Below are 21,911 nucleotides of genomic sequence, written 5' to 3'. Positions count from 1 at the left end.
ACAGCCGCGTAGGCCAGAAGAACTCGCACCCGCGGGACTATTTCGTGGGAGCAACCGAGCGAGTAAGGCCAGGCGTGGTCCGCTTCCCTACGACCTGTGTTGGCGCGGTATCGGAGTTGCAAAGGTTGTTCAAGGATGTGTCGCGGCGGCGACGCACTGACCTGAATGGCGCGTCTAATTACGACGGCAGCCGCCCTGGATGCCGATCGAGGCGGGGATACGGCCCGGCGGAACCGACCCTACATCCCCTGTCAATCGGTCGGTCTTCGCTCGGGTTCATGGGAGGTCGATCGGATAGTGAGGTCAAGAGAGGAGCATGGTGATGAGCCGGGCGGGAAGCGATGTGGGGTCTCAAGTCGTCCTCGTCACCGGGGCATCGTCGGGGATCGGGCGGGCGACGGCTCGCCTGCTGACCGACCGGGGTTACCGGGTGTTCGGGACCAGCCGCCGCCCGGCCGCCGACACCCTCGACGGGTTCGAGCTACTGCCCCTGGAGGTGGCGTCGGACGAGTCCGTCGCGGCGTGCGTTCGTGCGGTGGCCGACCGGACCGGCGGGCGGATCGACGTGCTGGTGAACAACGCCGGGACCGGCATCCTCGGGGCGGCCGAGGAGTCCACCGCCGACGAGGCCCGTACTTTGTTCGAGGTCAATTTCTTCGGGGCCGTGCGGGTGACGAACGCCGCCCTCCCGCTGATGCGGGCGCGCCGGGGCGGGAAGATCATCAACATGAGTTCGTCGGGCGGGGTCGCGGCCATCCCGTTCGCCGCCTACTACTGCGCCACCAAGTTCGCCCTGGAGGCGTACAGCGAAGCGCTGCGGAACGAGTTGCTCCCGCTCGGGATCGCGGTGTCGGTCGTCGGCCCCGGACCGGTGAGTACGACGGCCGGCGACAAGGCCGCCCGGGCCGCGCACCCGGTGGCCGACTACGAGCCGGCCCGGTCGAGGGCGGCCGCCGACTTCGTCGAAGCCATCCGCAACGGGATGGACCCGGGTCGCGTGGCCGAGACGATTCTCGACCTCGTCCGGTCCGACCCGCCGGGGCCGCGTTACCCTGTCGGCGGACAGGCGCGGGCGGTCGGACTGCTGCGGAGGCTCCTCCCCGTCCGGGCGTTCCAGGCTCTCGTGCGGTGGGTCGTCCGGCCGCGGTGATCCGGCTCGGTCGCGTCACCGCTTGACCGCCACCGCCCGCCCGGTCCGTGCCGCCTCCGCGGTCGCCTCGATCACCCGCACGTCGGCCAGTCCCTCCTCGCCGGGGGTGCGGGGCGGCCGGTCCGCCGCGACGCACTCCGAGAAGTGATCCATCTCGGCCGCGAAGTGGTTCACCTCGGTCAACTTGAGTTCGGACTTCCGGTCCCCCTTCAAGACGGACAGCCGCAGCCCGCGGTAGCTGAACGCCGGGTCCATGTCCACGAACCCGTCCGCCCCGTGCACGCGGTAACGGCGGCTCTCGGCGGCCGCGAAACTACAGTCGCAATTGGCGATCACTCCGGACGGGAACCGGAGGGTAAACGCCACGCTCTCGGGCACCTCCCGGAACCGCGGGTCGTCCTTCGGGCGGTGGGCGACGGCCGTGACCTCGGCCGGCTCCTCGCCGGTCAGGTAGCGGGCGGCGTTCAGGCAGTAGATGCCGATGTCCTCGACCGGCCCGCCGCCCAGCGCCTTACTCAGCCGGATGTTCGGGGCCGTCACGTCCTGGCAGTTGCTCGCGGCGATCGTCCGGATCGCCCCGACCGCCCTCTCCTTGCGGCACAACTCGATCGCCGCCTGGTTGAACGGCTCGTACCGCAGTCGGTACGCGACCATCAGCTTCCTCTTCGCGTCCTTCCCGGCGGCGATCATCTGCTCGCACTCGGCCGCGGTGACCGCCATCGGCTTCTCGCACAGGACGTGCTTGCCGGCTCTCAGCCCGCGGACGGTGTACTCGGCGTGCATCGAGTTCGGCAGGATGATGTACACGATGTCGATCGCCGGGTCGTCCGCGATCCGGTCGTAGTTCCCGTAGTCGTAGATCTTCTTCGGATCGACGCCGTACGCGGCGGCGACCCGCTTCGCCTTGTCCGGGTGGCCGCTGACCAAGGCGGTGGGGCGGGACTGCCTGCACGCGGCGAACGCCGGCATCACCTCTTCGAGCGCCAGTTTGCCGAGCCCGACGACGGCCCAGCCGAGCTTCTTCGGGGGCGGGTCCGGCAGCTTCAGGTCCGGCGGTTGCTTGTCCGGCGGGGCGAGGGGCGGGTCGTCGGCGTTCACGGCGGAACTCGCGAGGAGAGTCGCCCCGGCCGCGAGGAACGCGCGGCGGGTGGGGTCGTCGGGTGAGCGGTCGGTCATCGTGGCCCCCTGGAATGCGAGACGGAACGGCCCTATTGCCCGAACCCGCGCCCGCCGCGGTAGGGCCGAATATCGCTCGGTGCGCGGCGAACTCGGCGTCCTTGTTCCCGCTCCGGGGCTACGTTCGGGCCGTGGCTAGCCCGACCGTCGGTCCCCGGTCCGGGCGAACAGCGCGAACCCCGCGACCGCCAGCCCGGCGAGGGCCAGCCAGCCGCGGTTCTTGGTCGCGCACCACTGCTCGCACCGGTCGGTGGCTGTGTCGTTAAACCGGCCGCGGGCTCCGTGGTCGCCCGGCAGCGGGTCGTACAGGTTGTCCGGCCGGCCTGCTTGCTCCGGCTCGTCCGTCAACTGCGACTCGTACCCGGTTTCGCCGAGGTAGTGGTCCCCCAGTCCCGGCAGAACGGCATTCCCGGCCAGCACCACGTCGGTAATGAGACCAACGGTCCACTCCCTGCGGTAGTGGTACGCCGCGTGGTGAATCGCCCGGGCGCACACCTCCGGCTGGTAGATCGGCGGGACCGGCTGTGGGCGGAACGGGAGGCGGTTCTTCGACCACGAGTGCTGCGGGGTGTTCGTCGCCGGCAGGTGGACCATCGTGACTTTCACGTCGCTCCGGTCGTGGATCAGCTCGCACCGCAGCGACTCGGTGAACCCCTGGATGGCGTGCTTGGCCCCGCAGTACGCGGCCTGCAGCGGGATGCCCCGGTAGCACAGGGCCGACCCGACCTGGACGATCGTCCCGCGGTCCCGCGGGAGCATGTGCCGCAGCGCCGCGAGGGTGCCGTGAACGTACCCCAGGTACGTCACCTCGGTCACCCGCCGGAAGTCGTCCGCGGTCGCCTCCTTCACGGGTGAGAAGACGGACGCCATCGCGTTGTTCACCCACACGTCGATAGGCCCGAGTTCCCGCTCGACCAGTGCGGCGGCCCGGTCCACCTGCTCGGCGTCGGCCACGTCCACCGGCAGAACCAACGCCCGGCCGCCGAGTTCCTCGACCTCGCGGCGGGCGGCGTCGAGCCCGCCCGCCCCGCGGGCGATCAGCCCGATCGACGCTCCGCCCCGGGCGAACTCCCGGACTACCGCCCGGCCGACCCCGGCCGACGCCCCGGTGACCACGATGACATCCGGCCTCGGCTTCCCGTTCGCGCTCACGGTGCGCCCCCCGCCCGGGCCGGGTCGGCGGCCGGATCCCACAGCATCCGCCACCCGCCGCCGAGCCCGGCCGCCTTCTCCGACGCGAAGGACAGGCTGGCGAGGAGTAGGCCGCAAATGGTGCCGTTGACCAGTTCGGTTCGTCCGTACCCCAGCACCCACGGGGCGAGCAGCAGCCACGCCCCGAACGGCAGGTTCAGCCACCGCAGCGGCCGGGTCGCGGCGAACGCGGCCGCCAGACCGACGGTCGCCGCGAGCGGGCCGACGATGTGGTCGCTCCCCCGGGCCGGATAGCCGTACCCGAGTGTTTCCGGGGCGGCCGTCAGCCACACCCCGACCGCGAACGCCGCGAGCTGTGGGTACACGATGTCACCCTCCCACGGGTTGGGACTGCGGGGTCGGTCCCGGGTCGCCGAGCCCCCAGAACACCCGCCACGCCGACCGACCGGCCCGCCGCTCCCGCTGGATGTGCTGGAGACTCGCGAGCACCTCGTCCATCGCCGGCCCGATCATCACGATCGAAATCACGGCCGTCAGCAGGCAGAGGGTGCACCACCCGCCGACGAACGGCTGGAGGATCACGAGCAGCACGCTGACCGCCCCGAGCGGGCCGATGAAGACGCCGAACAGGACCACCACCCACGGCATCGTCTTCCACCGCCGGGTGCCGCCGATCACCCCGGCGACCGCGTCCGCCAGGTAGCCGAGCGCCCCGAGGAAGGCGTCCGGCACGCCGAACGTCCGCTCGGACCACTTCGACACCCCGGACTCGCGCAGGATGACGTGACTGTCGTCCCCGAAGAACGGCTCGAACACGCGGTCGAAGGCGTGCCACTGGTAGAGCGACAGGTACATCGCGATGGCGAACCCGATCACCGCAAGGGCGATGATCGGCAGCCGCTCGCGCCAGGAGGCCGGGTTGTACTCCCACCCGGGCGGGGCGTTCGGGTCGCGCTCGGGCATGGCGGTCACGCTCCGGTACTGCGGCTGGCGGCCTCGACCTCGGCGGGTGACGGCACGTACCGCGGGGTCGCGTGTCCGTCGTCGTCACCGGCGAGTTGGTGGTGGAGGACGCCGAGGGCTGCCCCCCAGACGACGTGGGACAGGATCATCTCCGTGTGCCGGCCGGCCGGCTCGTTCTCGGGTTGCTTGTACAGGCCGGTTGCGGGCAGCCAGCCGAGGTAGCTCCCGGCCCACACGGCCAACCCGTAGCCGACCCCGTTGAGGGCCGGCCCGAACGGCAGGTGCGGGGCGACCAACCCGTACACGCCCCCCGCCCCGGCCCCGAACGCGAGGTGGGCGACCGCCGCGGCCGCCTGCTTGTCGCCCTCCGTCATGTCGTCCTCGACCCCGACGGCGGCGGCCGCGCGCTCGGTGATCTGTCGCGGCGGGATCGGGTCTTGCTGGGACGCGGGCAGGGCGGCCTGAATCGCCTTCATCGCCACGGTCATCGGGAGCGTGGCGGCGAACCCGGCGGCCGCGGCGGACAGGACATCGCGGGGCACGGAACTCATCGGAAGTCACCTCCGACCGGGGTCGCGAACGATCGCGTAGACCGCAAATCCCGCGCCGGGTTTACCCCGGGGCGAGTTCCACGACCATCCCCTCGTCGCCCCCCACCTCGATCGGCCCACGGACCGCCTCGCCGGCGCGGGCCGGGTGGGTGGATAGCAGAACCCGGCCGCCGGCCGGAACCTCGACCCGCCGCGGCCGCGACCCGAAGTTGAGGGCGACGAATACCCGCCGGTCGCCGTACCGGCGGAGGAACGCGAACCAGTCGTCCCCGGCCGCGTGCGGGTCGTAGCTGCCCGCGAGTAGGGCCGGGTCGTCCCGGCGCAGCGTGATCAGCCGGCGGTGCAGGGTGAGCATCGACCCGGGGTTGTCCCGCTGGGCGGCGACGTTCCGGGCGGCGAAGTCGTCGCCGATCGGCAGCCACGGATGGCCCGTGGTAAACCCGGCGTTCGCCGTGGCGTCCCACGGCAGCGGGGTGCGGCACGGGTCGCGGCCGAGGCCGAGGCCGGGCACGTTCTTCTCGTAGGGGTCTTGCACCCGGTCCGGCGGGATCGGCACGTCGGGCATCCCGAGCTCGTCGCCGTAGTATAGTGTCGGCGTGCCCCGGAGCGTGAACAGGAGCACCGCCGCCACCCGCGCCTGGGCCGGCCCAATTCGGGTGACGACCCGTGGCTTGTCGTGGTTCCCGAGCACCCAGTTCGGCCACCCGTGGGCCGGCAACAGGCCCTCGTACCTCTCGACCGCGGCGGCGACCGTTCGCGCGTCCCACGCCAGCCCGATGAGCTGGAAGTTAAACGGCAGGTGGACCCCGCCGCCGGCCTCGCCGTAGTACACCACCAGCCGCTCGACCGGCAGGTAGATCTCGCCGACCAGCATCCGGTCCGGGAACTCGTCGGTCACCCGCCGCATCCCGGCGACCACCTCGTGAACCTCCGGCAGGTCGGAGTTGTACGTCCCGAGGTATTGCTGGTGCGGGGGCATGCCGGGGCTGAACGCCGGGTTCGCCGGGTTGTCTCGGAACTCCGCGTCCTTCATCACCCGGTGGAGCACGTCGATGCGGAACCCGTCCACCCCGCGGCCGAGCCAGAACCGCATCACGCCGAACATGGCCTCGCGGACGGCCGGGTTCCGCCAGTTCAGTTCGGGTTGCTCCTTGAGGAAGCTGTGGTAGTAGAACTGGCCGGTCGGCGGGTCGAGGGTCCACCCCGGGCCGCCGAAGATGCTCAGCCAGTTGTTCGGCGGCGACCCGTCGGCCCTGGGGTCGCGCCAGATGTACCAGTCGCGCTTCGGGCTCGTCCGCGAGGAGCGGGCGTCGAGGAACCACGGGTGTCGGTCGGACGTGTGGTTCGGGACGAAGTCGAGGAGCAGCTTCATTCCCCGCCGGTGGACGTCTTCCAGCAGGCGGTCGAAGTCGTAGAGGGTGCCGAACACCGGCTCGACGCCGGTGTAGTCGCTGACGTCGTACCCAAAGTCCTTCATCGGGGAGGGGAAAATCGGGGACAGCCAGACGGCATCGACCCCGAGCCACTGGAGGTAGTCGAGGCGAGACGAAACCCCGTTCAGATCCCCGACGCCGTCGCCATCGGAGTCCTGAAACGAGCGAGGGTAGACCTGGTAGATCACGCCCCGCTGCCACCAGGCGAGTTCGTCGGCCATCGTGCCCCCCTGTCAGTCCCTGGCCCTGGTGCGGAACCACCCGTACCCGGACCCGTCGAGCCGGAACCGGTACTTCCCGTCGGCCGCTTCCACCTCGGCCGTCCCGAACACCCTGGTCAGTTCGCCGTCGCTGTGCCCGCCCAGCTCGACCACCGCCTCGCACGGCTTCTTGCCGAGGTTGTGGACGGCGACTAGCCGGCTCCCCTTCCAGTCGCACAGGTGGGCCAGGACGCACGGCGCGTCGGCGGGCAGCACCTGGTAAGCGCCCCACCCGACTTCCGGGCAGTCCCGGCGGGCGGCGATCACCCCCTTGACGCAGTTGAGCAGTGACCGCGGGTCGGCCCGCTGGGCGTCCGCGTTCACCTTGGCGTACCCGAAGTCGCCCTTGGAGATCGCCGGTCGAATCAGCTCGTCCGGGGCGGCGTCGGAGAACCCGCCGTTCGGGGAGCGATCCCACTGCATCGGGGTGCGGACGGCGTTCCGGCCGTCGAGCGCCAGGTCGTCGCCCATCCCGATCTCGTCCCCGTACACGACGACCGGCGTTCCGGGCAGGCTGAACAACAGGCTGAAGGCGAGTTCCAGTCGCGGGCGGTCGTTCCCGAGCATCGGGGCCAGCCGCCGGCGGATGCCGCGGCCGAAGATCCGCATCTCCTCGTCCGGGGCGAATGCCCGGTAGACCTGTTCCCGCTCGTCCTCGGAGAGCCGCTCCAGGTCCAGTTCGTCGAGGTTGCGGAGGAAGTTGAGCCACTGACCCTTCTCGGGGATGGCCGGCAGTTCCTTCAGGCACCGCGCGATCGGCTCGGCCGTCTCGGTCGCCAGCGCCAGGAAGATGTCGTTGTCGAGTAGGAAATTGAACAGCAGGGTGAGTTGGTCGCCGTCCCCGAAGAATTCGGCAGCCTCCGCGACCGGCACGTCCGCCTCGCCGACCAGGATGCCGTCCGGCCGGCGGGCGGCGACCCGGTTGTGGAACTCCGTCAGGACGCCGTGCCCTTCTTTCGGTGCCGTTCCGGGCAGCCCCTTGTCCTCGATCATGTGACTGGCGGCGTCGATCCGGAAGCCGGCGATCGGGAACGACAGCCAGAAGTCCATGATCCGTTCGATCTCGGCCCGGACCTCCGGGTTGGCCGTGTTGAGTTCCGGCTGGAACTTGTAGAAGCGGTGGTAGTAACACGCCCCGGCCCGGTCGTCGTGCGTCCAGACGGACTCCTCCTCGCCGGGGAAGATGGACTTGCTTCGGGGGTCCGGCGGGGGCGGGTTGTCGGCCCACACGTAGTAGTCGCGGAACCGCCCGCCCTTGTCCCGGCGGGACGCCTGGAACCACGGGTGCTGGTCGGACGTGTGGTTCACGACGAGGTCGAGGAAGACGCGGATGCCGCGCTCCCCGGCCTTCGTGAGGAACGTCTCAAAGTCGTCGAGGGTGCCGTACCGCGGGTCGATCCCGAGGTAGTCGGCGACGTCGTACCCGTTGTCCCGGTCCGGGGTCGGGAAGAACGGGAGCAGCCAGACGCAAGTGACGCCAAGGTCGGCCAGGTGGTCGAGCCGGCTCGTGACCCCGGGGAAGTCCCCGACGCCGTCGCCGTTGGAGTCCTGGAACGTGTGGACGTCGATCGCGTACACGACCGCCGTCTTGTACCACAGGTCGGCCGCGCCGCTCGCCTTGTCGCCCATCACGGACGCCTCCTCACTCGTTGACCGGCCCCACCAGTTTCCAGCAAAGGGTGTTCCGCGGCGGGCCGCCGGGTCACGCAGGCGGCAGGATGAGCCGGACCCGCCCGCCGGTCTCCTCGACCCGGTACGTCCGGATCGGCTCGGTCGCCGGGCCGGCCTTCACCGCGCCGGTCTTCGCGTCGAACTGCGACCCGTGCCACGGGCAGGCGACCGTCCCGCACGCCAGCACCCCACCGGCGAGTGACCCGCCCTTGTGGGTACAGCGGTCGTCGTACGCCGCGTACCCGTCTTCGGTGCGGGCCAGCACGATCCGGCGGCCGTTCGCGTGGAGCAGCTTCATCTGCCCGACCTTCAACTCGTCGGCCGCGCCGACATCGACCCCCGCCCCGGGCGCACCGGCGACCGTCTCCTCCGTCCACTTCCCGGCGTCGGCGTAGCGGTGATCCACACCGATCTGGTTCCGGTACACGAGTGTCCCGCCCAGCCAGCCGCCGACCGTCATCACCCCGAGGCCGGCGGCCTCCAGCAGGATCGTCCCGACGCCCGGCCGGAGGGTGTCGGGGTCGCGGAACGCCCACCCGAGGGCGATCAGGGCGAGGGCCGTCAGGTTCACCCCCATGTGCCACGTCGCCCGCTTCTTCGCGGAACTGTTCGGGGGCACGGTGTACAGGTAGTCGATGAACCCGGGCACCCCGGCAACCAGCCCGGACACGACCGCGGCCACCGCGAGGTACGCCCCGGTGGCCCAGACCGTCGGCCAAGCGCCGAGGACGCCGACGAGGTCGGCCGTCGGAGCCGCAACCCCGAACGCGACGGGGAAGGCGATCAGGATCGGGTGGAGCGGGTGACCCTTGATCTGGGCCGTGCTTCGCATGAGCGTCCTCGGTCGAATGGGGGAAACGGGTTATCTCGCACCCGCGGGGAGTCGTCGCCGTGGTCCGTGCCGACTCATGCCGCACCGCGGTCCGAGCCCTTCGGCGGTTCGGGCGAGCCGGCGGGGGTTGCGGTGGACCTGAGCCGCCGCCGCCACACGTCTATCAGTCCCATCGTCACCGCCAGGATGACGGGTCCGAGGACCATCCCGGAAACCCCGAACACGGCCAGCCCGCCGACGAAGGCGATCAGCACCGGAACCGGGTGCAACCGCATCCGCCCGCCGGCCAGGTGGGCGTACAGCCAGTTGCCGACCGGGCCGGCCATCAGCAGGCCCCAGGCGACAATGCCGGCGGCCGCCCCCCACCACTCGTCCAGGGCAAGGGCGAGCGCCGCCGGCACCCACACCAGGAACGCCCCGACCAGTGGGATGATTCCGAGGATGGTCATCACCACGCCCCAGAGTACCGGGGCCGGCAGGCCGACAGCCCAGAACAGTAACCCGCCGGTTAATCCCTGGAAGACACTGGTCACCACGGTCGCATAGACAGTCGCGTGGATCGAGTCCGACACCCGGGTGAACAGGTAATCCGATTCCTCCCGCGCGAGTGGCGACAGGTCCTCCACGGCAGCCAATAGGTGCCGCCAGTCGCGGAAGGCAAAAAACAGCACGAACACACAGACCAGGAACTGGACGGCGAACCAGGCGGAACCCCGGGCGAGCGCAGTCGCCCCACCGGTCAGCGGGGTGATCAACCGTCGGGCTTCGGCCTCCGGATCGACGTTCCGGCGAACCCATTCCAGCGACTCCCGCCCGTGTGAAACCTTGTCGATGGCCGCATCCACCCGCCCCTCCCGGGCCAGAGCCTCCGCCCGGGTGGCCGCGTCCGCGGCCTCGCGCCCGAGTTGTGCGCCGAGGAGCAGGACCGGGACGAGGATGATCGCCACGACGGCTGCCGTGGACACCCCTGCCGCCCAGTTCGCGTTGGGGATCACCTTCGCCACCCGGGCGTGGATCGGGAAGACGATGACCGCCAGCGCCACCGCCCAGGCCAGCGCCGGGAGAAACGGGTAGGCGACGAGGACGCACAGCGTCAGCCCGATCAGCGTCAGCGCCACCAGGGCGGCCGTGCGGGCCCGGCCGCGGCTCACGTCGTCGGGTTGCCGCCCCTCCGGCCGTCGGTCACCGTTCGCATCCATCGTCTTCCCCCGGCGCGATGTCTCGTCCGTCGGTACCCTCTGCAACCACGATACCGCGACACGGCCGGTGGGCCGTGCCGCCCCTCCGGCGGGTCGGTTCAACGTCGCGGTCCGGCGGCCCGACGGCCGGCCGACCGGGCGGCGAAGTACCCGCACATGCCGTGTACTCCGCCGCCCGGCGGGGTCGAGGACGAGCAGAGGAACAGCCCGTCGGCCGGCGTCGCGTACGGGTCGAGGCGGGCCACCGGCCGGGTGAACAATTGCCGCCAGTCGGCCACCCCGCCGGTGATGTCGCCGCCGACGTAATTCGGGTTGTGCCGCTCCAGAGCCGCCGTGTTCATCACATGCCGGGCCAGGATCAACTCCTGGAACCCCGGGGCGAACCGCTCGACCTGCGCCTCGATCCGGGCGGTCATATCGACCGTCGAGCCGTTCGGGACGTGGCAGTACGCCCACGCCGTGTGCTTCCCGGCCGGTGCCCGGGTCGGGTCGAACAGGCTCGGCTGCGCCAACAGCACGAACGGCCGCTCCGGGTGGTCGCCGGCCCACGCCGCCCGCTCGGCCACCGTGACCTCCTCCAGCGTGCCGCCCAGGTGGACCGTACCGGCCCGGCGGCAGGCGTCGGCCCGCCACGGAATCGGCCCGGCGAGCGCCCAATCGACCTTGAACACCCCGGGGCCGTACCGGTACCGTGCGAGGCGGCGGCGGTAGCCGGCGGGGAGGCGGTGGCCGGCGAGTGCGATCACCTGCCGCGGGGTCACGTCGAGGAGTACGGCCCGGGCGGGCGGCAGCTCATCGGCCGACGCCGCCCGGCGGCCGGTCACGACCTCCCCACCGAGCGACCGGAGGAGCGACGCGAGGGCGTCGGCGATGCGTCCCGCCCCGCCCCGCGGTGCCGGCCAGCCGACCGCGTGGCCGGCGACCCCGAGCATCAGGGCGACGGCCGCGCCCGGCGACTGCTCCAGCGGGAGGACGGCATGGGCGGCCAGCCCGGCGACTAGCGCGCGGGCCGGCGCGTCCCGGAAGTACGCCTCGGCCAGCCCCTTCCCGGACCGCACGGCCCGCCACCCGAACCGCAGTGCGGTGAGCGGGTGCCGCGGCAACCGGAACGGGCCGAGCAGGTCCGCGAACAGACCGCCGGCGTTCGCCACGAGCGGCGTCATCAGCCGGCGGTACGCGGCGGCGTCCGCCCCGAGGGCATCGGCCGTCGCGTCCACCGACCGGTCCAGCACCGCGGCCGTCCCGTCGTCGAGCGGATGAGCCAGCGGGAGCGGCGGGTAAACCCACTCCAGCCCGTGGTCCCCGAGCGGCAAGGTCTTGAGGAAGGGGGACGCGACCGCCATCGGGTGGACGGCCGAGCAGACGTCGTGGACGAACCCGGGCAGCGTCAGTTCCGCGGCCCTGGCTCCACCGCCGACGGAGTCCGCGCCTTCGACCACGAGTACGGACCGACCCTCGCGGGCCAGGGCGACTGCCGCCGCCAGCCCGTTCGGCCCGGAGCCGACGACGACCACGTCATACGCTTGTGCGGTCATCGCTCGACTTCCCTTCGGTCGGCCCGGCGGGCGGGTCCAGCCTGTTCGCCTTGTACCACCCGTCCGGATCCCTCTTCAGTGCCTCGACCATCCCGGGCAGGGTGTCCCGCAGCGAGTGCTTCGGCTCCCACCCGAGGAGCGTCCGGGCGCGGGAGATGTCGAGTTCGTAGTGGTCGGCCGCCCGGTCGATCATCCACGGCTTGATGAATGGCTCGGGGCCGAACGGCAGGTGGTCCTGCACCCACGCCCCGGCCTTGGCCACCGCGGCCGGGATGCGGTAGGTGCTCCACGCCTCGCCGTGGAGCAGTTGGCCGAGCGCCTCCTGCAACTCGCCGTACCCGAGTGTCTCCGGCTCGCCGACGAGCAGCACCGTCTCGGGGGGCAGTTCCTTCCGCCGCTCGATCACCCGCACGAACGCATCGACCAGGTCGCCGAGGTGGACGAACGCCTGCCCGCGGGCCGGGTCGGCCGGGTAGAAGTGGCCGGTGAGGTGTTTCTCCGCGATCCGCTGGATCTGGTGGGCCAGCGGGATCGACTCGCCCCGGTCGGTGTACACGCCGGCGATCCGGAGCAGGACGACCGGGATGTCGCCCCGCTTTGCCCGGATCAACTCCTCGGTCCGGACCTTCGACTTCGGGTAGTCCCACGTCGGGCCGAGCGGCGAGTCCTCTGTGAGCTTCCGACCCGGCTCGCCGGGGGCGTGCACCAGCATGGTGCTGGAGAACACGAACTGCTCAACCTGGAAGTCCTGAAGCCCCTTCAGTAGTCGCTCGGTGCCGCGGACGGTGACCTGTTCGTACTTGTCGCTCGGCTCACCCTTGAAGTCGTAGTAGGCGGCCAAGTGGACGACCGACGCGATCCGGTCGCCGTGCCGCTCGCGGAGTTGCCGCAACCCGTCGCGGACGCTGTCGTCGGAGGCCACGTCCAGGTCGATGTACTCGACGTGGGCCGGCGGGTGCGGCTCGCCGGGGCGGTCGAACCCGACCTCGTCATAGGTCTGGTCCAGCCGGCCCGCCAGGGCGGCCCCGATCAGCCCGCTGCTCCCGGTGACGACCACCGTCTCACGCTCGCCGCTCATGATCGAAGCCTCGCATGGGTGGGCGTCGGGTCCGGGCGCGTCAGCCCGCGGCGACCCCCGATCGGGTCAGCAACGCCCGCACCTCGGCGTCGGTGGTCTGGGTAAAGTCGTCGTACCAGACCCCGACCGCGTGGAACGGGTCCGGCTCTTCCGCGCAGACGGCCTCGTCCGCCTCTCCCTCGAAGTCGGCGCACGTCTCGGCCGCCCCCACCGGGACGGCGACGACGACCCGGGCCGGTCCGAGGCGGCGGAGGGCGGCGACCGCGGCCCGCATGGTGGACCCGGTGGCCAGCCCGTCGTCCACCACGATCACCGTCTTACCCCGCACGTCCGGGGCCGGGCGGTCGCCCCGGTACTCCCGGTCCCGCCGCTCCAACTCCTGTTGCTCGCCTGCCGCGGCCGCGTCGATTTGGGCGGCGGTGATGCCGAGTTGGCGGACCACGCCCTCGTTGAGGACGCGGACCCCGCCGGACGCGATGGCCCCCATCGCCAGCTCCTCGTGGGAGGGGACACCGAGTTTGCGGACCAGGAACACGTCGAGCGGGACGTCGAGCGCCCGGGCCACCTCGTACCCGACCGGCACGCCGCCCCGCGGCAGGGCCAGCACCACCACGTCGTCCCGGCCGGCGTAGTGGAGGAGTTTCGCGGCCAACCGGCGGCCCGCGTCGGTCCGGTCGCGGAACATCCCGCACCCCCGTTTCACACCCCGGACGGGAACGTCTCCGGCAACTCCTCCGGATCCTCCGCAGCGGGCGGGAAGAGCGGGCGGACGGCTGTCGTCCGGTCGAGGTACAAGAAGGCGTCGTACCGCTCGGGCAGGACGGTCGGGACGTAGTTCCCGTACTGCTCGTACTGCGGCCGGTACACCACTCCGATCGCCCGGTGCCCGCGCCACGCCGAGAACGCCTCCGACGCCGGCGGCCGGAACACCAGGAGCGCGTCGCCCGCCCCGGCCCGGTGGAGGACGTCCTCCCAGCTCCCGTCCCGGCCGGGCGGCACCCGCATCTCCTCCCACGGTGCCCCCCAGTGCCGGCCGGCGATCACCGCGCCGCGGTACGACCCGAACCCGGCGATCACCACCCCGTCCAGCCCGTACCGCTCGCGGGCGAGTTGACCCAGGTTCACCATCCCGTCGTCGGCCATGTCGGTGAACCGCGCGTCCCCGATGTGGGTGTTGTGCTCCCACACCACCACCTTCGAGTCCGGCCCGTGGTGGGCGAGAAGCCGGTCGAGTGTCTCGGCCATGTGCCGGTCGCGGACGTTCCACAACTCGCCGTCGGACCGCACCATCGCCCGGTAGTAGGCCTCGGCGTTCTTGATCACCAGCGCGTTCTGCTCGGCAACGAAGCGGCCGTCGGGGCCGTCCCCGTCGCGGCCCTCGGCCGCGGCCCGGAGCCGCCGCAGCAGGGCCGCCACCGCGTCCCGGCAGCAGGCGTCGGGGACGAGGGCGGTGGCGCGGGCGTACTCCTGGGCGTCCTCGCCGTACGGCTCGAAGCACCGGACCGCCCGCCAGGCCGCGTCGAGCGCCTTCGGGTCGGCCGTCCGCAGGTAGCCCATCACCTCGCGGAGCGAGTCCCACAGGCTGTACACGTCCAGCCCGTAGAACCCGACCCGCTCCCGCTCGGGCCGCCCGGCGTTGTGCCGCCGCAGCCGGCCGACCAGGTCCAGCACCTCCTCGTTCGCCCACATCCACGTCGGCCACCGGCGGAACGCCTCGAGTGCCTCCTCGGCGTCGGCGGCCGCGCCGGGGTAGCCCTTCGCGAACCGGTTCACCCGGTAGCAGTCCGGCCAGTCGCCCTCGGCCGCGACGAACGAGAAGCCCTGCTCCTCGACGAGCCGCTTCGTGACGGCCGTCCGCCAGGTGTAGAACTCGCGGGTGCCGTGCGACGCCTCGCCGAGGAGTACCACCCGTGCGTTCCGGCAGCGTTCGAGCAACGGGTCGAGGTCGGCCGGGAACCGGAGCGGCCGTGACAGCCCGCGGGCTTCGTCCAGGAGGGCGTCGGTGACCGGGGGCTCGGTCGATGAGGGGCGGCGGCGAACCATGACGTTTCCTACCCGTACTCACTCGGCGTCGGGGCCACCGCCGTGGGCGAGGTGGCGGGTGAACCAGTCGGCGGCCAGCGCCGCGACGGCGTCGAGCGTGCGCAACTTCTTGACCGGGGCCGTGTGAGGACGTCCTCGTTCAGCCCGATCACGACGTACACAAGTCGTGCCGGAGGGGTCACAATTCGCGACGGCTCTCTCGGGGCGAGTGCGATCGGCGGAGCGACCGGGTGCGGACAGCCCGCCTCCGCGGTTGCGGAGGCGGCTCGACGGGAACCGGCTTGCCCGGTGAGCCGAATGCCGGTTCTTAATCATCTCCTGAAGCCGGGGGGCGCCGCCGACGGGGCCGCCGAAAGCTGTGTCCAGACTATCGGAAATCTTGTCTCGACTTCGACACGCGGTTCGGACGCGGCCCGCGGGCTGCATGCGACTCGCCGATACGGCCGGGCAGCCAACACCTGATCCGGACCCATGACCGACCGCCCCCGGCACGGAGCGGCGGTGTTCCGATGCGCGGACGCCTGCCCGTCCGACAACGGGTAACGGACCGCGCGTCCGCTCACACAGGGCCGCCCCGCCGTGGGTGCCCACCTGGAGGAATGACATGAAGCGGGTATCCATCGTCCTGTTCGGCGTGGCGCTCCTGACCTCGGTCGGGTGCGAGAAGGGGAAGTCAACCGCTCCCGGCACCGACCCGGACCGTCCGCGGGCCGAGCGGCGACTGACGGTCACCAGCCCCGGCGAGCAAAACGTCACCCAGGACAAGACCGACGAGATGACCGTCTCGATCAACCGGGACAACTTCACCGGCCCAGTGGACGTCGAGTTGCGGAACCTGCCGACCGGGGTCGAGGTGGTGACCAAGGACCTGATCGTCCCGGCCGACAAGGGGTCACTGGTGGTGACGATCAAGGCCGGCCCGGCCGCGGCACCGGTCGATGATCATGTGGTCACGGTGGTCGCCAGGGCCAAGGACCAGAAGGACCTGCCGGAAGCGACCACCACCTTCAAGCTCGACGTGAACAAGAAATAGCGGCGGGACGAAGGGTTTCCCGCCCCACAACCTTTTCACAACGGGAGGATGGCCATGCTCCTGCGAGACGCCATGACTCGACGCGTCGAGTGTGTCGGCCCGGACGACACGATCCAGACCGCCGCCCGGAGGATGCGGGATCTCGACGTCGGCCCGGTGCCGATCTGCGGCACCGACGGCAAACTCGCCGGCATGCTGACGGACCGGGACATCGCCGTCCGGGCGGTGGCCGAGGGGCACGACCCGAAGTCGTGCAAGGTGAGCGACGTGATGACGCCGGACGTGGTCTACTGCTTCGACGACCAGGACACCGCGGAGGCGTCCCGGGTCATGCAGGAGAAGCAGATCCGCCGGGTACTGGTCCTGAACCGGGACAAGAAGCTGGTCGGCATCGTGTCCCTGGGCGACCTGGTGGTGGACGCCGGCAAGCAGCAGGCCGGCGAGACCCTGAAGCAGGTGTCCGAACCGGCCGAGCCCCGCCGCTGAGCGGACGCGGCGGCGTTCGCCGACGCCTGCCCAGCCCGACCGCCGTCAAGAACGGCGTTCAACAAGCTGCCACAGAGTCGTCCGCTCCGAGGGCGCCGGGACCATTGGAGTCGAGCGGGGAGGGCCAAGCAGTGCAGTCCAAGTTGATCCAGGAGCGGGCCGGGGAGCGGACCTGGGTTCTGGTCTTCGGGACGGGCGAGGAGGTCATGGCCGGGTTGGGCGAGTTCGCCCGCAACGCCGACCTGACCGGCTCGCACTTCACCGCGATCGGAGCGTTCTCGGACGTCGTGCTGGGGTTCTTCGACCCCAACGACAAGCGGTACGCCGAGACCCCGATCCGCGAGCAGGTGGAGGTGCTGTCGCTCCTGGGCAAAGTCGCCCGACACCAGGGCGGGCCGAAGGTCCACGCCCACGTCGTAGTGGGGAAACGCGACGGCACCGCCCACGGCGGTCACATGATGGAGGCCCGCGTCCGGCCGACGCTGGAGGTAGTCGTGGTCGAGTCGCCCGGCCGCCTGGGGCGGCGGACCGACGACCGGACCGGCCTCCCCCTTCTGAAACTCGACTGAGAGCTCGCCGGGATCACGACGGGTCGCTCCGGTTCCCCGTTCGCAGTCCGAAATTGTTCACCCACGACTCGCCCGAGTTCAAGAGGGGTACATGATGGCAACATGTGAGGTGTGCGGGAACGACTACGACAAGGCGTTCACCGTCACGGCTGAAGGCAAGGCACACACCTTCGACTCGTTCGAGTGCGCGATCCACGCCTTGGCCCCGGAGTGCGCCCACTGCGGGTGCAAGGTCGTCGGCCACGGCGTCGAGCAGGGCGGGACGATCTACTGCTGCGCCCACTGCGCCACGCACGCCGGGGCGATCGGCCTCAAGGACCGGGCCTGACCCGCGCCTGCCATCCGTCGCTTCGGCGGGCAATTTGTTACGCACCATGTCTCACCTCGACCGCCCCGCGACCGGGGCGGCTCACGCTGCGGAGCGCCTCGACGCTGTACCTGCCGGCGGTGTACGCGGACCCGGCGAACCACTTCGACATCTGCGACGTGCGGGGCAAGGTGTGCTTCTGAGGCACCCGCACGGACACGTTGGGAGCGACTTACCACCGTCCTGCTCAGCGGCGGCGGGGAGGACGGGTGCGGCCGACGGTGACGTGGAGGGCTTCCGCCGTGTGTACCGCCATCGCCCTCGCCACCAGTGAACTGCCCCTCTCACTCCTGGAGCAACACGACCTGGAGGACCGGGTCCACGACCGCGGCGGCGAGAAGGAGGTCCGGTTCTACTGGCAGGCCGACCCGACGCTGCTGCCGGTGTGGTAGGACGGGCGGCTCCAGGTGGTTCGGTGGGGGAACCGGGACCGGGCCGAGCGGAAGCTCCCGCCCACGGGGTGGAGCTGGATGGAGACGGTCGAGGAGGGCAAGTGGTCGGCCCTGTCGCCCGAGCCGGTCCTCGTCCCGGCCACCTTCGGGTACGCCAACGGGGTGTGGCACAAGGTGAAGCAGGGGGTGCAGGGCGTCCTCGTCCGCGACCGTGCCGGCGGCCCGGTGGTGTTCCTGGTGACCGAACGGGCCACGCGGTACTACCGGGTCATGACCCGGGCCGAGTGGACGCCGGCGCTTGTGGGGAAAGTCATCTGACCAGACCTCGGTGCCCGGCTGAGTCCAACCAGCAAGTACTTGCCCCGCTGCTTGTGCTCGCCGGTTCCCTCACGTAACCTGGTGGGCACTCGAACATGGTTCACCGGTGCTGGGGCCGTCCCGTCCGGCGCCCCCGCAACCTGGAGAAGTCGCTCCCGGCCCCTCCTCCCGATGGCCACGGGCAGCGGCAAGACGTTCACCGCGGTCAACGCCGGCTGCCTCCCACCGCGGGGCAGGCGGTAATCGTCGAAGAGGTGGGCCATCAACTTTCGGTCGTGCCGCGACCGAGAACGACATCACGGCCGGCCCGAAGCGGGTCACCCGCCGGCGGGCGAACCGGGCCCACAAGGCTCCGCAGTCCGGCGTCTGAAGCACCCACGGGGCACTCCCAATGTTCGACATCATCGGGGACGTTCACGGGCACGCCGACGAACTGGTGTCGCTGCTCCGCGAACTGGGGTACCAGCCTGTCCGGGGGGTGTACGCCCACCCCGAGCGGAAGGTCGTGTTCCTGGGCGACTACATCGACCGGGGGCCCCAGATCCGGCAAGTGCTGGAGGTTGTTCGCGGCATGACCGAGCGCGGCGCGGCGGCGGCCCTCATGGGGAACCACGAGTTCAACGCGCTGTGCTACGCGACCGAGCACCCCACCCGTGCGGGCGAGTTCCTGCGGCCCCACACGGACAGTAACGAGCACCAACACGGCGAGACGCTGCGCCAACTCTCCAGCGCCGAGCGGGCGGAGTACGCCCACTGGTTCCGCGGTCTCCACCCCTGGCTCGAGCGCGACGGCATTCGGGCCGTCCACGCGTGCTGGGACGACGAATCGCTCCGGGTCTTTGCAGACGCCCAGAATCGCTTGGGGAGAATGACCCCGGACTTCCTCGCCGCCGCGTCGGACCCGACCGACGCCGCCTTTCAGGCCGTCGAGGTCACCCTCAAGGGGAAGGAGGCCGAGTTGCCCCCGGGCATCTCGTTCCGCGACAAGGACGGGCACGTGCGTCATTCGATTCGGACACGGTGGTACGAGCCGCCCCGGGGGCAGAACTACCGGGACTACGCCTTTCAGTCCGACCCGGTTGACGTGGACGAGCCCCTGACCGAGGACGTTGTCGCCGCCGCACGACCGTACCCGGCTGGCAGCGTGCCGGTGTTCTTCGGGCACTACTGGCTCAACAAGAAGAGCCCGAAGTTACTCGGGCCCAACGTGGCCTGCCTGGACTACAGCGTGGCGAAGGGTGGATTCCTCTGCGCGTACCGCTGGGACGGAGAGCAACGCCTGGACCCGGCAAAGTTCGTGGTCGGTAAGTGACCCCGCGGTTCCCCCAGTCGTCTGGCGGTAGTGGCCCATGGGCGCTGCTGTACGGCGACACCGGCGGCGCCGGCGAACCCGTCCGGAACCCCGACATGTCCGTCACCGGGGCGGAACTGGTGCGGCGGGCGGGGGAGGAGGTGACCCGCCCCGACCTCGCACCGGGGGCAGGCCCAAGGGAGTGAACCACCGCGCGGTTCAGCCGCCTCGAACGCCGGGGGTCCCCCAGGAGGTCGGCCTCGCGGGGCGCCCGGGTCACCGGTGGGTACGTCGGATTCTTGCGGCCCCGGAGCGGGTCGGGCGGGTACGAGATCCACGTCGGCCCCGCGGTGGCTCGGGGCTAACGCGGGCCGGTCCTCTCGTGGACGTTGTCGAGTCACCGCCGCACGGCCCGGTAGACGTCGGCGTCGGTGCCGTGAGCGGCCCTGGCGTCGGGTAGGGCCCTGTGGAACCCGGCCCGCGTGCTCTCCGCGTGCTCGCCCCGGAACCGCCCGCGCGCCCGGGCCGAGTCCCCCGCGAACACGACGTTCACGAGGGGTTCCAGGTGCCGCACGGGTCGCCCCAGCTCGACGAGGCGGTCCCAGACGAGTCGGGCCGCACAGGACGCGTGCCGGTTCCCGAGCGCCGGCGGCTTGCGATCGTAGAAGTGTTGCCCGGGGGTCGCGGGTGCGGGTCTGACGCGGAACACGTCAGAACAGGGCGGATTCTTTGCGTCCGCTGCGTCCACCTGTTTCGGGCTAACGACAGACCTCTCGGACGCAGCGGACGCAGGATGTCTCACCCATCTCCGGGTTCGTCAGCGGGTTGGGCGGCGGATGCGCCACTCCGGCGCCCACTCCAAGTTGTGAGCCAGGATTAGCGAGTTCCGCTCCAACGCCGGAATCGACCGCCTGAAAAGGCGGATTCAGCGTCAGAAGTGGCGACGAGCCTGGCCGTTGTGTGAAGCAGCACAGAGTAAGTCGCGGGCAGTGCGAAGCCGCCCGGCGCAGACCCCCGGAGATGTACGCCGTGGTCGGCGACCACGTCTTCCCGTTCCTCCGCACCCTCGGCGGCGAGGAGTCGACCTACGCCACGCACATGAGGGACGCCCGCTTCACGATCCCCTCGGCGTCGCTGCTGGCCAAGGTGGTCGACCTGATCGACCACGTCCCGATGGAGGACCGCGACACCAAGGGCGACCTGTACGAGTACATGCTCGGCAAGATCGCCAGCGCCGGGCAGAACGGCCAGTTCCGCACGCCCCGGCACGTCATCCAACTCATGGTCGAAATGACCGCGCCGCTGCCGAAGGATGTGGTCTGCGACCCCGCGTGCGGTACCGGCGGCTTCCTCGTGGCGGCGGGCGAGTACCTCCGCACGCAGCACCCCGAGGTGCTCCGCGACCCGAAGCTCAAGCAGCACTTCCACACGAACCTGTTCCACGGGTTCGACTTCGACAACACCATGCTCCGGATCGGCAGCATGAACATGCTGCTCCACGGCGTCGAGAACCCGGACATCCGCTACCGCGACTCGCTCGCCCAGGACCACGCGGGCGAGGAGGAGAAGTACACGCTCGTGCTGGCAAACCCGCCGTTCGCCGGGTCACTGGACTACGAGAACTGTGCGAAGGACCTGCAGCAGATCGTGAAGACGAAGAAGACCGAACTGTGGTTCCTAGCCCTGTTCCTGCGACTGCTCAAGCCGGGTGGCCGCGCGGCGGTGATCGTGCCGGACGGCGTGCTGTTCGGCTCGTCGAAGGCCCACAAGGAACTGCGGCGGATGCTCGTCGAGGATCAGAAGCTCGACGGCGTGGTGTCTCTGCCCGGTGGCGTGTTCAAGCCGTGCGCGGGCGTGTCGACGGCCATTCTGCTGTTCACGAAGACGAACAGCGGCGGCACGGACCACGTCTGGTTCTACGACGTGGACGCGGACGGCAGGAGCCTCGACGACAAGCGCACGGACCTGGTCCCGCCCGCGAAGTTCGGCGCGGTGCCAGCGGTCGCGCTCACCGACGACGACCGCGCGAAGAACAACCTGCCCGACGTGCTGGCCCGGTGGAGGAAGCGTGACGCGACGGAACGCAAGCGACCGCGCACGGCACAGAGCTTTTGCGTGCCGAAGGCCGACATCGCCGCACAGGGCTACGACCTGAGCCTGAACCGCAAAAAGGAAGTGGTTCACGAGTTGGTTGAGCATCAAGCGCCGGGTGACATCCTCACGGAGTTGGCGAAGATCGAGGACGAGATTCAGCACGGCATGAAGGAACTGCGGGGGATGGTGGGGTGATTATGGATGGCTCCCTCCCTATTGGTTGGCGATGGACCCCACTTATCGACCTCGTTGTCGAAGGGCCAACCAATAGAGGTTCTTCACGATAGCGGTGGTTGTGGGTAGGATGCCAGCCCTTGC

22 protein-coding genes and 1 pseudogene are annotated in these 21,911 nt (G+C 70.7%); 9 read left to right on the top strand and 14 right to left on the bottom strand.

All coding sequences use genetic code 11. The features are described 5' to 3' along the window. Positions 1 to 322: 322 nt before the first annotated feature. Positions 323 to 1,150, top strand: coding sequence for an SDR family NAD(P)-dependent oxidoreductase (locus ACTIGN_RS04565; protein ID WP_439621619.1), 828 nt, complete (start codon positions 323 to 325; stop codon positions 1,148 to 1,150). A gap of 15 nt (positions 1,151 to 1,165) precedes the next feature. Here the strand turns inward: ACTIGN_RS04565 and ACTIGN_RS04560 are convergent, their stop codons facing one another. The 13 genes from ACTIGN_RS04560 to ACTIGN_RS04500 all read right to left on the bottom strand — a co-directional run bounded on the left by ACTIGN_RS04560 (position 1,166) and on the right by ACTIGN_RS04500 (position 15,043). Further along, positions 1,166 to 2,326, bottom strand: a complete 1,161-nt coding sequence (locus ACTIGN_RS04560) for a Gfo/Idh/MocA family protein (protein ID WP_439621618.1) — start codon at positions 2,324 to 2,326, stop codon at positions 1,166 to 1,168. Between the two features lie 135 nt (positions 2,327 to 2,461). Next, positions 2,462 to 3,478: an SDR family oxidoreductase gene (locus ACTIGN_RS04555; protein WP_439621617.1), complete on the bottom strand. Its 1,017-nt coding sequence runs from the start codon at positions 3,476 to 3,478 to the stop codon at positions 2,462 to 2,464. Then, positions 3,475 to 3,843, bottom strand: coding sequence for an SPW repeat domain-containing protein (locus ACTIGN_RS04550; protein ID WP_439621616.1), 369 nt, complete (start codon positions 3,841 to 3,843; stop codon positions 3,475 to 3,477). The genes ACTIGN_RS04555 and ACTIGN_RS04550 overlap by 4 nt, the downstream gene beginning before the upstream one ends. Positions 3,844 to 3,847: 4 nt before the next feature. Next, positions 3,848 to 4,441 carry a vitamin K epoxide reductase family protein gene (locus ACTIGN_RS04545; RefSeq protein WP_439621615.1) on the bottom strand — a complete coding sequence of 198 codons (594 nt, stop codon included), beginning with the start codon at positions 4,439 to 4,441 and terminating at the stop codon, positions 3,848 to 3,850. Between the two features lie 5 nt (positions 4,442 to 4,446). Further along, on the bottom strand, positions 4,447 to 4,992 hold the full coding sequence (locus ACTIGN_RS04540) for a DUF6789 family protein (protein WP_439621614.1): 546 nt from the start codon (positions 4,990 to 4,992) through the stop codon (positions 4,447 to 4,449). A gap of 61 nt (positions 4,993 to 5,053) precedes the next feature. Beyond that, positions 5,054 to 6,646 (bottom strand): alpha-amylase family glycosyl hydrolase, encoded by a 1,593-nt coding sequence (locus ACTIGN_RS04535; protein WP_439621613.1) that lies wholly within the window; start codon positions 6,644 to 6,646, stop codon positions 5,054 to 5,056. A 12-nt stretch (positions 6,647 to 6,658) separates the two neighbouring features. Continuing rightward, positions 6,659 to 8,314 (bottom strand): alpha-amylase family protein, encoded by a 1,656-nt coding sequence (locus ACTIGN_RS04530; protein ID WP_439621612.1) that lies wholly within the window; start codon positions 8,312 to 8,314, stop codon positions 6,659 to 6,661. Positions 8,315 to 8,387: 73 nt separating this feature from the next. Beyond that, positions 8,388 to 9,188, bottom strand: a complete 801-nt coding sequence (locus ACTIGN_RS04525) for a DUF2231 domain-containing protein (RefSeq protein WP_439621611.1) — start codon at positions 9,186 to 9,188, stop codon at positions 8,388 to 8,390. 74 nt (positions 9,189 to 9,262) lie between these two features. Further along, on the bottom strand, positions 9,263 to 10,387 hold the full coding sequence (locus ACTIGN_RS04520; RefSeq protein WP_439621610.1) for an AI-2E family transporter: 1,125 nt from the start codon (positions 10,385 to 10,387) through the stop codon (positions 9,263 to 9,265). A gap of 98 nt (positions 10,388 to 10,485) precedes the next feature. Further along, positions 10,486 to 11,922, bottom strand: coding sequence for a phytoene desaturase family protein (locus ACTIGN_RS04515; RefSeq protein WP_439621609.1), 1,437 nt, complete (start codon positions 11,920 to 11,922; stop codon positions 10,486 to 10,488). Beyond that, the gene (locus ACTIGN_RS04510; RefSeq protein WP_439621608.1) at positions 11,903 to 13,000 is read right to left on the bottom strand and encodes an NAD-dependent epimerase/dehydratase family protein; all 1,098 of its coding nucleotides are present in this window, start codon (positions 12,998 to 13,000) and stop codon (positions 11,903 to 11,905) included. Before ACTIGN_RS04510 ends, ACTIGN_RS04515 begins: the two co-directional genes overlap by 20 nt. A 40-nt stretch (positions 13,001 to 13,040) precedes the next feature. Beyond that, the gene (locus tag ACTIGN_RS04505) at positions 13,041 to 13,685 is read right to left on the bottom strand and encodes a phosphoribosyltransferase (protein WP_439621607.1); all 645 of its coding nucleotides are present in this window, start codon (positions 13,683 to 13,685) and stop codon (positions 13,041 to 13,043) included. 14 nt (positions 13,686 to 13,699) lie between these two features. Further along, positions 13,700 to 15,043, bottom strand: coding sequence for an erythromycin esterase family protein (locus tag ACTIGN_RS04500; protein WP_439621606.1), 1,344 nt, complete (start codon positions 15,041 to 15,043; stop codon positions 13,700 to 13,702). A gap of 604 nt (positions 15,044 to 15,647) precedes the next feature. On the opposite strand from ACTIGN_RS04500, the gene ACTIGN_RS04495 reads away from it, so the two are divergent. The 7 genes from ACTIGN_RS04495 to ACTIGN_RS04465 all read left to right on the top strand — a co-directional run bounded on the left by ACTIGN_RS04495 (position 15,648) and on the right by ACTIGN_RS04465 (position 19,520). Then, positions 15,648 to 16,076, top strand: coding sequence for a hypothetical protein (locus ACTIGN_RS04495; RefSeq protein WP_439621605.1), 429 nt, complete (start codon positions 15,648 to 15,650; stop codon positions 16,074 to 16,076). Positions 16,077 to 16,130: 54 nt separating this feature from the next. After that, complete coding sequence (locus tag ACTIGN_RS04490; protein WP_439621604.1) at positions 16,131 to 16,562, top strand: CBS domain-containing protein; 432 nt, start codon at positions 16,131 to 16,133, stop codon at positions 16,560 to 16,562. A gap of 131 nt (positions 16,563 to 16,693) precedes the next feature. Next, positions 16,694 to 17,131 (top strand): PPC domain-containing DNA-binding protein, encoded by a 438-nt coding sequence (locus ACTIGN_RS04485; protein WP_439621603.1) that lies wholly within the window; start codon positions 16,694 to 16,696, stop codon positions 17,129 to 17,131. Positions 17,132 to 17,225: 94 nt separating this feature from the next. Continuing rightward, the gene (locus ACTIGN_RS04480; RefSeq protein WP_439621620.1) at positions 17,226 to 17,459 is read left to right on the top strand and encodes a hypothetical protein; all 234 of its coding nucleotides are present in this window, start codon (positions 17,226 to 17,228) and stop codon (positions 17,457 to 17,459) included. Between the two features lie 281 nt (positions 17,460 to 17,740). After that, entirely contained in the window at positions 17,741 to 17,890 is a 150-nt protein-coding gene (locus tag ACTIGN_RS04475) for a hypothetical protein (RefSeq protein WP_439621602.1), read from the top strand. Between the two features lie 15 nt (positions 17,891 to 17,905). Then, positions 17,906 to 18,208: a hypothetical protein gene (locus ACTIGN_RS04470; RefSeq protein ID WP_439621601.1), complete on the top strand. Its 303-nt coding sequence runs from the start codon at positions 17,906 to 17,908 to the stop codon at positions 18,206 to 18,208. 391 nt (positions 18,209 to 18,599) lie between these two features. After that, positions 18,600 to 19,520: a metallophosphoesterase gene (locus ACTIGN_RS04465; RefSeq protein ID WP_439621600.1), complete on the top strand. Its 921-nt coding sequence runs from the start codon at positions 18,600 to 18,602 to the stop codon at positions 19,518 to 19,520. A 376-nt stretch (positions 19,521 to 19,896) separates the two neighbouring features. Here ACTIGN_RS04465 and ACTIGN_RS04460 read toward each other — a convergent pair whose 3' ends face one another. Next, complete coding sequence (locus ACTIGN_RS04460; protein WP_439621599.1) at positions 19,897 to 20,208, bottom strand: hypothetical protein; 312 nt, start codon at positions 20,206 to 20,208, stop codon at positions 19,897 to 19,899. A gap of 302 nt (positions 20,209 to 20,510) precedes the next feature. Between ACTIGN_RS04460 and ACTIGN_RS04455 the strand changes: the two are divergent. After that, positions 20,511 to 21,788 (top strand): annotated as a pseudogene (locus tag ACTIGN_RS04455) (HsdM family class I SAM-dependent methyltransferase); the annotation flags it as partial. Positions 21,789 to 21,911 lie beyond the last annotated feature (123 nt).

The organism is Gemmata sp., assembly GCF_051859125.1.
Lineage (GTDB): Bacteria > Planctomycetota > Planctomycetia > Gemmatales > Gemmataceae > Gemmata.
This window is presented reverse-complemented; position numbering and strand designations above follow the sequence as displayed.

What these genes read in the sequence shown, in the direction of transcription:
- ACTIGN_RS04565 (WP_439621619.1), top strand. Translation starts at nt 323, where the DNA reads ATGAGCCGGGCGGGAAGCGATGTGGGGTCTCAAGTCGTCCTCGTCACC.
- ACTIGN_RS04560 (WP_439621618.1), bottom strand. Translation starts at nt 2,326, where the DNA reads ATGACCGACCGCTCACCCGACGACCCCACCCGCCGCGCGTTCCTCGCG.
- ACTIGN_RS04545 (WP_439621615.1), bottom strand. Translation starts at nt 4,441, where the DNA reads ATGCCCGAGCGCGACCCGAACGCCCCGCCCGGGTGGGAGTACAACCCG.
- ACTIGN_RS04540 (WP_439621614.1), bottom strand. Translation starts at nt 4,992, where the DNA reads ATGAGTTCCGTGCCCCGCGATGTCCTGTCCGCCGCGGCCGCCGGGTTC.
- ACTIGN_RS04535 (WP_439621613.1), bottom strand. Translation starts at nt 6,646, where the DNA reads ATGGCCGACGAACTCGCCTGGTGGCAGCGGGGCGTGATCTACCAGGTC.
- ACTIGN_RS04530 (WP_439621612.1), bottom strand. Translation starts at nt 8,314, where the DNA reads ATGGGCGACAAGGCGAGCGGCGCGGCCGACCTGTGGTACAAGACGGCG.
- ACTIGN_RS04525 (WP_439621611.1), bottom strand. Translation starts at nt 9,188, where the DNA reads ATGCGAAGCACGGCCCAGATCAAGGGTCACCCGCTCCACCCGATCCTG.
- ACTIGN_RS04520 (WP_439621610.1), bottom strand. Translation starts at nt 10,387, where the DNA reads ATGGATGCGAACGGTGACCGACGGCCGGAGGGGCGGCAACCCGACGAC.
- ACTIGN_RS04515 (WP_439621609.1), bottom strand. Translation starts at nt 11,922, where the DNA reads ATGACCGCACAAGCGTATGACGTGGTCGTCGTCGGCTCCGGGCCGAAC.
- ACTIGN_RS04510 (WP_439621608.1), bottom strand. Translation starts at nt 13,000, where the DNA reads ATGAGCGGCGAGCGTGAGACGGTGGTCGTCACCGGGAGCAGCGGGCTG.
- ACTIGN_RS04505 (WP_439621607.1), bottom strand. Translation starts at nt 13,685, where the DNA reads ATGTTCCGCGACCGGACCGACGCGGGCCGCCGGTTGGCCGCGAAACTC.
- ACTIGN_RS04500 (WP_439621606.1), bottom strand. Translation starts at nt 15,043, where the DNA reads ATGGTTCGCCGCCGCCCCTCATCGACCGAGCCCCCGGTCACCGACGCC.
- ACTIGN_RS04495 (WP_439621605.1), top strand. Translation starts at nt 15,648, where the DNA reads ATGAAGCGGGTATCCATCGTCCTGTTCGGCGTGGCGCTCCTGACCTCG.
- ACTIGN_RS04490 (WP_439621604.1), top strand. Translation starts at nt 16,131, where the DNA reads ATGCTCCTGCGAGACGCCATGACTCGACGCGTCGAGTGTGTCGGCCCG.
- ACTIGN_RS04480 (WP_439621620.1), top strand. Translation starts at nt 17,226, where the DNA reads ATGGCAACATGTGAGGTGTGCGGGAACGACTACGACAAGGCGTTCACC.
- ACTIGN_RS04465 (WP_439621600.1), top strand. Translation starts at nt 18,600, where the DNA reads ATGTTCGACATCATCGGGGACGTTCACGGGCACGCCGACGAACTGGTG.